The following is a 12254-nucleotide window of genomic DNA, read 5'->3' as shown; positions in this document are numbered from 1 at the left end:
GTGTTCGGGCGACATGCATTGATGCTCGACACCGAGCCTGATCTTTCGAAAGACCTTTTTTCGCACATCGACTTTACCAGCGGCGCCGTTGCGGCCGTATCCGGCGGCAGCGACTCGACCGCCCTACTTCTCCTTCTCAAACGACATCTCGACCGAACCGCGCCGTCCGCGAAGCTGCTGGCGGTGACGATCGACCACGGTTTGCGGCAGGGCGCGGCGGCCGAAGCGGAAGCGGTGGCCAGGCTTTGCGCCGCGCACGCCATCGCGCACCGCATCGTCGCCTGGTCCGGACGCAAGCCATCGACCGGGCTGCCGGCCGCCGCGCGGGAGGCGCGTTACCGGCTGCTGGCCGAGACGGCGCGGGCGGAAGGCCTCGGCCTGATCGTGACCGGTCATACAGCGGACGACCAGGCCGAGACGGTGCTGATGCGGCTAGTCCGAGGCAAGGGCGCCCGCGAGGAAGGGCGCGGCCTTGCCGGCATGGCGCCGGTCACCTTACACGACTGGCACGAATGGATCGTGCGGCCGCTCCTTGGCATTCGGCGCGCGGCTTTGCGCAACTTCCTGCGGCGCGAGCATGTCGGCTGGGCCGAGGATCCGACCAATGCCGACGCGGCCTTCGAGCGACCGCGCATGCGCGCGGCACTGGCCGGCGCTGACGGTGCGCAGCGCATCGATGACGCATTGACGCTGGCGGCGCGCGAGAGCGAGGCGCGCAGCCGGCTTGGCATCCGCGCCGCGGATTTAATCGCGCGCTTCGCCAGCCAGCCGGCGCCGGGTCTTGTCCGCCTCGATCCGACCCTGCTTTCGGCCGGCGACGATCCGGCGGCCGTCTATGCGCTGCGCATCCTCCTCGCCACAAGCGGGGGCGTTGCGTTTCTGCCGGACCAGGCGCGATGCGAGGCGCTGTTCGGTAGGCTGAAGGCTGGATTTCTTTGCGCCACATTGTCGCGGACGGTGGTCGATTCCAGGCGCGCCGGCATCTTTCTGCGCCGCGAGACGCGAGGCTTGCCGCCTGTGGTCGCGGCCACCGGCGGGCTGCTCTGGGACGGCCGCCGGAACATCACGTTGGACGACGGCGGCAGTGCATTGTTGATCGCGCCGTTCGGGGCAGCGGCGGCGAAGCGTCTGGCAATCGCGGAAGGCGAGACGCCGCGCAGCCTCGTGCGCGCCGCGCTGGCCTGCGAGCCGGCATCGCGGCAAGCCGTTGAAAACCCTGGCCTGCCTCAGGGTGGGCAGGCGTCGCCGGGGTTCACAGCACAGGCCGTCGTCGCCCCCTTTGTCCGTTTCCTGCCGTCCTTCGACCTGGCGCCGGCGCGGGTCGTCGCCGAATTGATCGGCGCACCGTTGCCTCCCGCCCTGCCTTTCAAGCGGCCATAGCGCCGGTCGGTCATGGGCGAAAGCTTAACCCACACGTGCTGTTCTGCTTGGCAAGGGGGGGCGCTCTCCCTATGTTAGGCTCAAGTTTCCTCTCACGACGCGTGTCCGCCCGCGGACACCAACGGGACAATTGATGAATCCGAACTATCGCAACCTCGCGCTCTGGGCGATCATAGCGGTCCTGCTCATCGCCCTCTTCAATCTGTTCCAGACGCCGCAGACGCGTGGGGCTTCGAGCGATGTACCTTATTCGCAGTTCCTGCAGGATGTCGCGGCGGGCCGGGTCAAGACGGTGACCATCGCCGGCGCCCGCATCTCCGGCACCTACACCGACAATTCGAGCGGCTTCCAGACCTATTCGCCCGGCGATCCGTCGCTGGTCTCGCGGCTGCAGGACAAGAACGTCACCATCAATGCGCGGCCGGAGACCGACGGTTCAAACTCGCTGTTCGGGTACCTGATCTCGTGGCTGCCGATGATCCTGATCCTCGGCGTATGGATATTCTTCATGCGCCAGATGCAGTCCGGCTCCGGTCGTGCCATGGGCTTCGGCAAGTCGAAGGCCAAGCTTCTGACCGAGGCGCATGGCCGCGTCACCTTCCAGGACGTCGCCGGCGTCGACGAGGCCAAGGAAGACCTGGAGGAGATCGTCGAGTTCCTGCGCGATCCGCAGAAATTCCAGCGGCTCGGCGGCAAGATCCCGCGCGGCGTGCTCTTGGTCGGCCCTCCGGGAACCGGCAAGACGCTGCTCGCCCGCTCGGTCGCCGGCGAGGCAAACGTGCCGTTCTTCACCATTTCGGGTTCGGACTTCGTCGAGATGTTCGTCGGCGTCGGCGCCAGCCGCGTGCGCGACATGTTCGACCAGGCCAAGAAGAACGCGCCCTGCATCATCTTCATCGACGAAATCGACGCGGTCGGCCGTCACCGCGGCGCGGGTCTCGGCGGCGGTAATGATGAGCGCGAGCAGACGCTGAATCAACTGCTGGTCGAGATGGACGGCTTCGAGTCCAACGAAAGCATCATCCTGATCGCCGCCACCAACCGGCCCGACGTGCTCGACCCGGCGCTGCTGAGGCCCGGCCGTTTCGACCGCCAGGTGGTGGTGCCGAACCCCGACATCGTCGGACGCGAGAAGATCCTGAAAGTGCATGTGCGCAACGTGCCGCTGGCGCCCAATGTCGACCTCAAGGTCGTCTCCCGCGGCACGCCGGGCTTCTCCGGCGCCGATCTGATGAACCTCGTCAACGAGGCCGCCCTGATGGCGGCGCGGCGTAACAAGCGCCTCGTGACCATGGCCGAGTTCGAGGACGCCAAGGACAAGATCATGATGGGCGCCGAGCGCCGCTCCTCGGCCATGACCCAGGCCGAGAAGGAGTTGACCGCCTATCACGAGGCCGGTCACGCCATACTGGCGCTCAATGTGCCGTCGGCCGATCCGCTGCACAAGGCGACAATCATTCCGCGCGGCCGCGCGCTCGGCATGGTCATGCAGTTGCCGGAAGGCGACCGCTATTCGATGAGCTACAAGTACATGATCTCACGGCTTGCCATCATGATGGGCGGCCGCGTCGCCGAGGAGTTCAAGTTCGGCAAGGAGAACATCACGTCGGGCGCTTCCTCCGATATCGAGCAGGCGACCAAGCTGGCGCGCGCCATGGTCACGCGCTGGGGCTTTTCCGACAAGCTCGGCCATGTAGCTTATGGCGACAACCAGGAGGAAGTGTTCCTCGGCCATTCGGTGGCGCGCACGCAGAACATCTCGGAAGAAACCGCGCAGATCATCGACGCCGAGGTGCGCCGCCTGATCGACGAGGCCTATTCGACCGCGAGGTCGGTGCTGACCAAGAAGAAGAAGGAATGGATCGCGCTGGCGCAGGGCCTGCTCGAATACGAGACGCTGTCGGGCGACGAGATCAAGCAGCTGATCGCCGGCGAGAAGCCCGCGCGCGATCTCGGCGACGACACGCCGCCGAGCCGTGGTTCGGCCGTGCCGAAGTCGGGCCGCCGCAAAAAGGGTCCCGAGCCCGAGGGCGGCATGGAACCGCAGCCGTCGAGCTGAACTCGGCCAAGAACAAATTGAGAAACGCCGCGGTTCGACCGCGGCGTTTTTGTTTTGGGGCAGGCTGCTGAGTTTCTCCGTGGCCTGCGCCTGCAAGGTTTGTTAGGCGATTGGCGGAAGCCGGCGTGGCAGCAGCCAATCTTCCCACTTTGTGGAAGATGCCGGGCAGCTCAGCGGGGGCAGCGTCCGCCGACAAATCGAGTTAGGCCTTCCGGGCTGCGGGGAAGGATCTCTCTTGCCGTTCGACGATTCCTCGAGCCACCCTCGCCCAGCTTTTCGTGAATGCGAGGCAACCTGGCCGGGAGCAGGCAACGATCCTTCGTGCCCCCCCTCTGGCCTGCCGGCCATCTCCCCCACGAGGGGAGTTTGCAGCGTCGCCGGCAACGCGCCTCTCGTCAGCGGGGATTCCTGCTGAAGCTGCGGGCAAAAAAGCCCGCGAACCCTGCGGCTCGCGGGCCTTACTTTCCTCAAATAGTGCTGTCGCTCAGCTCTTCAGCTTGGCATTGCACAGGCTGTAGAAGCCGCCGCCCTTCTGGATCCACTTCAAGCCGCCAAGCGTGTTGGCGTCCTTGTTGGCATAGTACTGCTGGAGGCAGGTATGCATGCGGGCCTTGGCCGGGGTTTCGGTGGCGAATTTCGGCGAGATTGCGGTCGGGAAACTCACGCCCTTCGGCGCAGCGACAGTCGGCTTTGCCGGCTCCTTGGTGTAGGTCGCCTCTGTTGGAGCCGGGACGGTGTCATCGTCCGAGGCGCTGGCGCCGCATTCGGCCTTCCGGAAGTCGTTCCACTTCATGCCGTTGAGCGTATTGGCGGTCTTGGCAGCCTGGTACTTGCTGCTGCAGTCGGCCATGCTCAGGCCCTTGCCCGAGCTGTCGGTCGCCGCAGCCGTGGTCGCCGCCTTGGTGGTCGCCGGTTTGGTGGCGGCGGCAGCGGATGCGCCGGCGGCAGCGGACGCGCCGGTGGCGCATTCGCTCTTGCGGAAGTCGTTCCACTTCATGCCGTTGAGCGTGCCGGCGGCCTTGGCCGCCTGGTACTTGGTGCTGCATTCCTTTGCGGTCAGGCCTTTGGCTCCGTCGTCGGCGGCGGCCGCAGCCTTGGTCGCCTTGGCCGGCTTCGTATCGGCCGCCTTGGTGTCCGCTGCCTTGGCGTCGGGCTTGGCTGTCGCGGCGGCATCAGTGCCGCACTGCGCCTTGCGGAACTGGTTCCAGGTCTGGCCGGCAAGTGTCCCCGCGTCCTTGGCCGCGTTATACTTCGTGCTGCACTCGGCCATCGTCAGCGCGTTGGCTGGCGCGGCCAGGAATAACGTCGCGACCGCAAGGCCGGTCAAAGTGGCAAGTCGGTGGATGAGCATAGCGTTTCTCCGTTGCAGCAGCCCATTATACGTCCCAGCAAATCAATAACGCTCAACGGTCGGTTGCGCCAGATGCTAAGTGGCGTATACATCGCCGAAACCCGGCTTCTGCCGGCAAGGTGATGAAATCGTTGCCTGTTGCCGGCTGGAAGACAAGAATTTGTGGGTAAATCCATGTCGAATGGTCCACAGGCATGGTATATTGTGGCGAGGCAGCGCCATCACGCTAGGTTGCGCCAGTCTGTGTGCAATGCACAACAAGGGTTTTCTAAAGGATTGGTAACAGATAATCACGAAATGTGATCGTAGTGCGCCGGCCAATTATGGCATGACGTACCGGGCAAGAACCACCGGGGACACTGACTAGCATGGCAGGAAATTATTTCGGCACGGACGGTATTCGCGGGCGCGCCAACAAGTTTCCAATGACGGCGGAAATCGCGATGAGGGTCGGCATGGCGGCCGGCCTGTCCTTCCAGCGCGGCAGCCATCGTCACCGTGTGGTGCTCGGCAAGGACACCAGACTTTCCGGCTACATGATCGAGAACGCCATGGTGGCGGGCCTCTGCGCCGCCGGCATGGACGTGTTCCTGCTCGGCCCCATCCCGACGCCGGCGGTCGCCATGTTGGTGCGTTCGCTGCGCGCCGATATCGGCGTCATGATCTCGGCCTCGCACAATCCTTATTACGACAATGGCATCAAGCTATTCGGTCCCGACGGCTACAAGCTCTCCGACGAGATCGAAGAGCGCATCGAGAGCATGCTGGACAAGGATATCGAACTGGCACTCGCCGATTCCGACGGACTTGGTCGCGCCAAGCGCGTCGATGGCGTGCATGACCGCTACATCGAGTTTGCAAAGCGCACCTTGCCGCGTTCGATGTCGCTTTCAGGTTTGAGGATCGTCGTCGATTGCGCCAATGGCGCCGCCTACAAGGTTGCCCCCGAGGCGCTTTGGGAGCTGGGCGCCGAAGTGGTGGCCATCAATGTCGAGCCCAACGGCTTCAACATCAACAAGGAATGCGGCTCGACCCATCCGGCAGGCCTGCAGAAGAAAGTGCACGAGGTGCGCGCCGACATCGGCATCGCGCTCGACGGCGATGCCGACCGTGTCGTCATCGTTGACGAGAACGGCGCGATCGTCGACGGCGACCAGATCATGGCAATGATCGCCGAGTCCTGGCACCAGAGCGGGCGGCTTGCCGGCGGTGGCGTCGTTTCGACGGTCATGTCCAATCTCGGCCTCGAACGCTTCCTCGGCGACATGAAGCTGCAATTGCACCGCACCAAGGTCGGCGACCGCTATGTCGTCGAGCATATGCGCGCGCACGGGCTCAATGTCGGCGGCGAGCAGTCGGGCCACATCGTGCTGTCGGACTTCTCGACCACGGGCGACGGCCTGGTTTCGGCGCTGCAGGTGCTGGCCTGCATCAAGCGGCAGGGCCGGCCGGTCAGCGAATTGTCGAAGAAGTTCGAGCCGGTGCCGCAACTCCTCAAGAACGTCCGCATCGCCGGCGGCAAGCCGCTCGAGGAAGCTCCGGTCAAGGCTGCGATCGAGGACGCCCGTCAACGCCTCGGCAAGGCGGGGCGGCTCGTCATCCGGCCGTCCGGCACCGAGCCGCTGATCCGTGTCATGGCCGAGGGCGACGACCCGCAGCTGGTCGAGGCCGTCGTCAACGACATCGTTGAGGTCATCTCGGAAACACGCAGCGCCGCCTGATCTCAGGTGCATTCGGAGGGCCGACGCCGCTCTGATTGCTTAGAAGCCCGCCCGTCCGGCGGGCTTTTGTTTGCCTGCGAAACTGGCTCGAGACACGTGGAACCATCCGAATTCCTCAAATGCTCGAGATTCGTGGTTAATAGACAGGGTTAAATGCCTTTTAACCTTTGCAATTCATTATCCACGCCTGAAAGCCAATCTCATTCGGACGCGACCGCTGTTCCGAGGGTTTCTAGGGGTGACAAGCATGTTCAATACAGCAAGAAAGGCCCTGTTCGCCGCGCTGTTCGCGGGCCTGGCATGGCCGGTGTTCGCGGCCGACCTTCCGGAGCCGGTGGTCGAAGAGGCGCCGCCGCCGGTATACGAGCAGCCAGTCGATGTCGGCGGCTGGTACATTCGCGGCGATCTCGACTACCACAAGTCGAAAGTGCGCGGCATCGATTACACGACCTACACCATCGATCCCTGTAATTGTAACGTCATTCCCGGCGACAGGAGCTTCGATTTCGGCAAGCTCAAGGGCGGCTTCTCGCTCGGCGCCGGCGTCGGCTACAAGATCAACGATCATTTTCGTACGGATTTGACCGCCGATTACTGGTTCAAGTCGAACTTCGACGGCGGAACCTCGGACGCTTTCTCGACGTCGACCGAAGTGTCGAAAATGAGCGCCTTGCTGCTGCTGGCCAACGCCTATGTCGATCTCGGCACCTATCACGGCATCACGCCCTATGTCGGCGCCGGCATCGGCGGCGCGCATGTCAGATGGGACGATGTCAGGGACCCGAACACCACCGAGTTCAACCCCGGTGCGAAAAGCTGGCGCTTTGCCTACGCGCTCATGGCCGGCGCTTCCTACTGCCTGACCGACAAGCTGATCCTGGACGCGGGCTATCGCTACAGCCACATCCAGGGCGGCCGCATGTTCGAGTGGGATATCAGCAGCGCCGGGCCGGGCTTCGACCGCGGCATCGACACGCATGAGGTGCGCGGCGGCCTGCGGTACCAGTTCGGCGGCAACAACGGTTGCGCCGCGCCGACGGTGGCCTATCAGCCCGAACCCGAGCCGATCTACACCAAGTAACATCCGACCATCCAACGGTCCGAAACCGCCCGGCATCAGCCGGGCGGTTTTCGCTTGTCTGGCTGCCCGAAATCATTCGCTAACGCTCTGTTAGCCTTAACCCCGACTTAACCACTATGGTTAACAATGCTTCCTGAAACGATGGCTGCCGTCTGGTGGCGCCGAAATCGGGAGCAGGGGATCATGAAACTCACATCGCGTATGGCGCCGGTGCTTGCCACATTCGCCATCATGCCGCTGACGCCTGCGCTGGCCGCCGACTATGATCCCCCGGTCTATGTCGACCAGGCGCCCGACTACGTGCCGGTCGAGGTCGGCTCGGGCTGGTATCTGCGCGGCGATGTCTCCTACCTGGTAGAGAAGAGCTTCAAGAATGAGGATTTCGCCTTCACGCCGGCGAGCTTCGACAACGAGGAAGACCCGGTCTTCGCCAGCATCGGCTTCGGCTACCACTTCAACGATTATCTGCGTGCCGATCTCAATCTGGGTTACCTGCCCGGCAACAAGATCGGCATTGGCTATGACGATTCAGCGACCGCGGCAGAGGCGACCCTAGCGTCGGCGTCCCTGAAGAACTATGCCTTTTCAGGCATGCTCAACGGCTATGTCGACCTTGGTACCTATGTCGGCATAACACCCTATCTCGGCGCCGGCATCGGCATCGTCAGGAGCACGCACAAGCTCTCGGCGAGCTATTTCACCGACAATGGCGATCCAACCGACGACTTCGGCCTGAGTGACGACAAGACCAAGTATTCCTTCGCTTACACGCTGAATGCCGGCCTTGCCTATCAGGTGTCGAAGAATGTTTCCGTCGATCTCGGCTATCAGTATTTCTCGGCGCCCGACGCTGAATATGTGACGGCCGAGAGCCTGACCTCGTTTCCGGTCCACAAGGGAATCAGCAATCATCAGGTTAAGCTCGGGCTACGCTACGATCTCTGGTAGTAGGCTGGCACACATGAACCCTGGCGGCGGATCTCTTCGGTCCGCCGTTTGCGTTTGAAGCTCACGAGATCCTGATCGCGGATCGCCAGTATCCTGCCCGCGACAAAAACTTTCCCCTTGACGCCCGAAGCCCGAGCGCATATCGCCGTCCGTGGGCCACCCCTCCCCAACGAGGGGCCACTATCTGGAAGGATAGACCACGATGACGACGCATACGAAGCCCGGACTCCGTCCGGCAAACCCCAATTTTTCCTCAGGTCCCTGCGCGAAACGTCCCGGCTGGTCGGTCGAGGCGCTGAAAGCTGCCGCGCTCGGCCGTTCCCATCGCGCCAAGATCGGCAAGACCAAGCTCGAACAGGCGATCGCGCTGACGCGCGAAATTCTCCAGGTTCCTGCCGACTACCGCATCGGCATCGTGCCGGCGTCCGACACAGGCGCCGTCGAGATGGCGCTTTGGTCGCTGCTGGGCGAGCGCGGCGTCGACATGGTCGCCTGGGAGAGTTTCGGCTCCGGCTGGATCACCGACGTGGTCAAGCAGTTGAAGCTTGCCGATGTGCGCAAGCTCGAGGCCGGTTACGGCGAACTGCCGGATCTCGGCAAGATCGATTTCGACCGCGACGTGGTCTTTACCTGGAACGGCACGACCTCGGGCGTGCGCGTGCAGAACGGCGATTTCATCCCGGCCGGCCGCAAGGGTCTGACCATCTGCGACGCGACGTCGGCCGCCTTCGCGCAGAAGCTCGATTTCGAGAAACTCGATGTCATGACCTTCTCCTGGCAGAAGGTGCTGGGCGGCGAAGGCGCGCATGGCATGCTGATCCTGTCGCCCCGCGCCGTCGAGCGGCTGGAGAGCTATAAGCCTGCATGGCCGCTGCCGAAGATCTTCCGCCTGACCTCGGGCGGCAAATTGATCGAAGGCATCTTCAAGGGCGAAACCATCAACACGCCGTCGATGCTGTGCGTCGAGGACTATCTCGACGCGCTCAGCTGGGCGAAATCGATCGGCGGCCTCGATGCGCTGGTCGCCAGGGCCGACGCCAACGCGGCCGTGCTCGACCGTTTCGTCGCGAAATCCTCCTGGCTTGGCCATCTCGCCGTAGAGCCGGCGACGCGGTCGAACACGTCCGTCTGCCTGTCCTTCACCGACGGACAAGTCGCTGCACTCGACGCCGACGCACAGGCGGCCTTCGCCAAGGGTCTGGTTTCAGCGCTCGACAAGGAAGGTGTCGCCTATGACATCGGTTCCTATCGCGACGCGCCGCCTGGCCTGCGCATCTGGTGCGGCGCAACGGTCGAGACCTCCGATCTCGAAGCTCTGCTGCCCTGGCTCGACTGGGCCTTCGCCGGCCAGAAGGCGTCGCTGAAAGCGGCGGCCTGAAACTCAACAGTTATTTTCTGGAACAGCCCTCATCCGGCCGCTTCGCGGCCACCTTCTCCCACAAGAGGAGAAAGATTGGCGCCCGACCTTCTCCCCCGTGGAGAAGGTGCCTGAGCGAAGCGAAGGCGGGTGGGGTAAGCAACAAGGACCAATCCCATGCCTCGCGTTCTCGTCTCGGATAAACTTTCCACCACCGCTGTTCAGATCTTTAGGGATCGCGGCGTCGAGGTCGACTATCTTCCAGATCTCGGCAAGGACAAGGAGAAGCTGCTTGAAGTGATTGACCAGTATGACGGCCTCGCCATCCGCTCGGCGACCAAGGTTACCGAGAAGCTGATCCATGCCGCCACCAGGCTCAAGGTCGTCGGCCGGGCCGGTATCGGCGTCGACAATGTCGACATACCGGCGGCCAGCCGCAAGGGCATTATCGTGATGAACACGCCGTTCGGCAATTCGATCACGACAGCCGAGCATGCGGTAGCGATGATCTTCGCGCTCGCCCGCCAGATCCCGGAAGCCAACGCCTCGACGCATGCAGGCAAATGGGAAAAGAACCGCTTCATGGGCGTCGAGATCACCGGCAAGACGCTCGGCGTCATCGGCTGCGGCAATATCGGCTCGATCGTCGCCACGCGCGGCGTCGGCCTGAAGATGCATGTCGTCGCCTTCGATCCGTTCCTGTCGGACAAACGCGCCGAGGAACTCGGCGTCGACAAGGTTGAACTGGACGAGCTCTTCGCCCGCGCGGACTTCATCACGCTGCACACGCCGTTGACCGACAAGACGCGCAACATCATCGATGCCGCCGCGATCGCCAAAATGAAGGACGGCGTGCGCATCATCAACTGCGCCCGTGGCGGGCTGGTCGTCGAAGCCGACCTGGTGGCGGCGCTGAAGAGCGGCAAAGTGGCCGGCGCCGGCATCGACGTGTTCGAGGCCGAGCCGGCCGAACAGAACGCATTGTTCGGCATGGAGAATGTGGTGGCCACCCCCCATCTCGGTGCCTCGACGGCGGAGGCGCAAGAGAACGTCGCGCTGCAGGTCGCCGAACAGATGGCCGACTACCTGATCAAGGGCGCCGTCTCCAACGCCATCAACATGCCGTCGATCACCGCGGAGGAAGCGCCGCGGCTCAAACCCTTCGTCAAGCTCGCCGAAGTGCTTGGCGCCTTTGTCGGCCAGGTCACCGAGGACCCGATCAAGGAGGTGGAAATCCTGTTCGACGGCTCGACCGCGACGATGAATACGCGCGCGCTGATCAGCGCGGCCCTTGCCGGGCTGATCAGGCCGCAGGTAGCCGACGTCAACATGGTGTCGGCGCCGATCATGGTGAAGGAGCGCGGCATCATCGTCGCCGAGGTCAAGCGCGACAAATCGGGCGTGTTCGACGGCTATATCAAGCTGACGGTCAAGACCGAGCATATGACGCGCTCGATCGCCGGCACCTGTTTTTCCGACGGCAAGCCGCGCTTCATCCAGATCAAGGGCATCAATCTCGATGCCGAGGTCGGCCAGCACATGCTCTATACGACCAATGCCGACGCGCCGGGCATTATCGGCCTGCTCGGCACGGTGTGCGGCGAGAACGGCGTCAACATCGCCAACTTCCAGCTCGGCCGCAACCGGCCAGGGGGCGATGCCATCGCGCTGCTCTATCTCGACGCACCGTTCCCGGAAAAAGTGCTGGAGCAGGTGCGGGCGCACAAATCGATCGATTCGGCCAAGCGGCTACAGTTCGACGTCGGCAGCGTGTAGGGCTCTTCCCGCACAGGCTGCAACTGCACGATCGCGATGCTCCGCGCATCGAGTGTTTTCCGGCAAGCCTAGATGGTCTTGATCGTCCGTCTGAGGATACTTGCCTTCGCGATAGCGGGGCGTCTGCTGCTGACCTTAGCTGCCCCGATGCCTGATCATTTTCGCAGCGTGCAAAGCAGCGCATGGTTTCCCAGGCGCCCAAGCCCGACGAAACCCGCATGGCCGCTGGCGAGGCGATCTACCATGACAATTGCTCGGCCTGCCATGGTGGAGACGGCGCCGGCGCCGGGGCTCTTTTCCCGCCGCTCGCCGGCAATTCGATCGTAGCACAGGCCAGCACCGAAACGCTTGCCCGGGCCGTTCTGGCGGGAAGCCAGGCCGTGCATACGGCCCGCGCGCCGACGACGCCGGCGATGCCCTCGCTGGCGGGGCGCCTGAAGGATCAGGAGATCGCCGACGTCTTCACTTACGTGCGCGGCAGCTGGGGCAACGCCGCCCCGGCAGTCTCGTCCGACGACGTGGCGGCGGTGCGCAAGGAATTGCAGTAGTCCTGCGAATTGCCGGGCGAGCCGACGCTCTCC

Annotated in this window: 9 protein-coding genes; 8 read left to right on the top strand and 1 reads right to left on the bottom strand. The window is 63.7% G+C overall.

Features of this window, described 5'->3' with window-relative positions; all coding sequences use genetic code 11:
- The first annotated feature begins 21 nt into the window (after nucleotides 1-21).
- Both tilS and ftsH read left to right on the top strand, forming a co-directional pair.
- On the top strand, nucleotides 22-1380 hold the full coding sequence (gene tilS / locus LB541_RS06390) for a tRNA lysidine(34) synthetase TilS (RefSeq protein WP_140560821.1): 1359 nt from the start codon (nucleotides 22-24) through the stop codon (nucleotides 1378-1380).
- Nucleotides 1381-1513: 133 nt separating this feature from the next.
- A complete protein-coding gene (gene ftsH / locus LB541_RS06385) occupies nucleotides 1514-3439 on the top strand; it encodes an ATP-dependent zinc metalloprotease FtsH (protein WP_140493260.1) in 1926 nt (641 codons plus the stop codon).
- Between the two features lie 484 nt (nucleotides 3440-3923).
- On the opposite strand, the gene LB541_RS06380 is transcribed toward ftsH, so the two are convergent.
- Entirely contained in the window at nucleotides 3924-4790 is an 867-nt protein-coding gene (locus LB541_RS06380; RefSeq protein ID WP_140493263.1) for a hypothetical protein, read from the bottom strand.
- A 368-nt stretch (nucleotides 4791-5158) separates the two neighbouring features.
- Between LB541_RS06380 and glmM the strand changes: the two genes are divergently transcribed.
- The 6 genes from glmM to LB541_RS06350 all read left to right on the top strand — a co-directional run bounded on the left by glmM (nucleotide 5159) and on the right by LB541_RS06350 (nucleotide 12221).
- Nucleotides 5159-6511: a phosphoglucosamine mutase gene (gene glmM / locus LB541_RS06375; RefSeq protein WP_140493266.1), complete on the top strand. Its 1353-nt coding sequence runs from the start codon at nucleotides 5159-5161 to the stop codon at nucleotides 6509-6511.
- A 247-nt stretch (nucleotides 6512-6758) separates the two neighbouring features.
- Nucleotides 6759-7592: an outer membrane protein gene (locus tag LB541_RS06370; RefSeq protein ID WP_140493269.1), complete on the top strand. Its 834-nt coding sequence runs from the start codon at nucleotides 6759-6761 to the stop codon at nucleotides 7590-7592.
- Between the two features lie 183 nt (nucleotides 7593-7775).
- Entirely contained in the window at nucleotides 7776-8540 is a 765-nt protein-coding gene (locus tag LB541_RS06365) for an outer membrane protein (RefSeq protein ID WP_140493272.1), read from the top strand.
- 202 nt (nucleotides 8541-8742) lie between these two features.
- Nucleotides 8743-9918 carry a phosphoserine transaminase gene (locus LB541_RS06360; RefSeq protein ID WP_140493276.1) on the top strand — a complete coding sequence of 392 codons (1176 nt, stop codon included), beginning with the start codon at nucleotides 8743-8745 and terminating at the stop codon, nucleotides 9916-9918.
- Nucleotides 9919-10074: 156 nt separating this feature from the next.
- Nucleotides 10075-11673 (top strand): phosphoglycerate dehydrogenase, encoded by a 1599-nt coding sequence (gene serA / locus LB541_RS06355; protein ID WP_140560797.1) that lies wholly within the window; start codon nucleotides 10075-10077, stop codon nucleotides 11671-11673.
- Between the two features lie 182 nt (nucleotides 11674-11855).
- Nucleotides 11856-12221: a c-type cytochrome gene (locus LB541_RS06350; RefSeq protein WP_224618070.1), complete on the top strand. Its 366-nt coding sequence runs from the start codon at nucleotides 11856-11858 to the stop codon at nucleotides 12219-12221.
- Nucleotides 12222-12254 lie beyond the last annotated feature (33 nt).

The organism is Mesorhizobium sp. BR1-1-15, assembly GCF_020165475.1.
Classification (GTDB): Bacteria; Pseudomonadota; Alphaproteobacteria; order Rhizobiales; family Rhizobiaceae; genus Mesorhizobium.
Note: the sequence above shows the minus strand (reverse complement) of the source record. Positions and strands in the feature narration are given on the sequence as shown.

Excerpts from the sequence above, each read along its gene's own strand:
- LB541_RS06365 (WP_140493272.1), top strand. The coding sequence starts at position 7,776 with ATGAAACTCACATCGCGTATGGCGCCGGTGCTTGCCACATTCGCCATC.
- LB541_RS06370 (WP_140493269.1), top strand. The coding sequence starts at position 6,759 with ATGTTCAATACAGCAAGAAAGGCCCTGTTCGCCGCGCTGTTCGCGGGC.
- LB541_RS06360 (WP_140493276.1), top strand. The coding sequence starts at position 8,743 with ATGACGACGCATACGAAGCCCGGACTCCGTCCGGCAAACCCCAATTTT.
- glmM (WP_140493266.1), top strand. The coding sequence starts at position 5,159 with ATGGCAGGAAATTATTTCGGCACGGACGGTATTCGCGGGCGCGCCAAC.
- serA (WP_140560797.1), top strand. The coding sequence starts at position 10,075 with ATGCCTCGCGTTCTCGTCTCGGATAAACTTTCCACCACCGCTGTTCAG.
- tilS (WP_140560821.1), top strand. The coding sequence starts at position 22 with ATGCTCGACACCGAGCCTGATCTTTCGAAAGACCTTTTTTCGCACATC.
- LB541_RS06350 (WP_224618070.1), top strand. The coding sequence starts at position 11,856 with ATGGTTTCCCAGGCGCCCAAGCCCGACGAAACCCGCATGGCCGCTGGC.
- LB541_RS06380 (WP_140493263.1), bottom strand. The coding sequence starts at position 4,790 with ATGCTCATCCACCGACTTGCCACTTTGACCGGCCTTGCGGTCGCGACG.
- ftsH (WP_140493260.1), top strand. The coding sequence starts at position 1,514 with ATGAATCCGAACTATCGCAACCTCGCGCTCTGGGCGATCATAGCGGTC.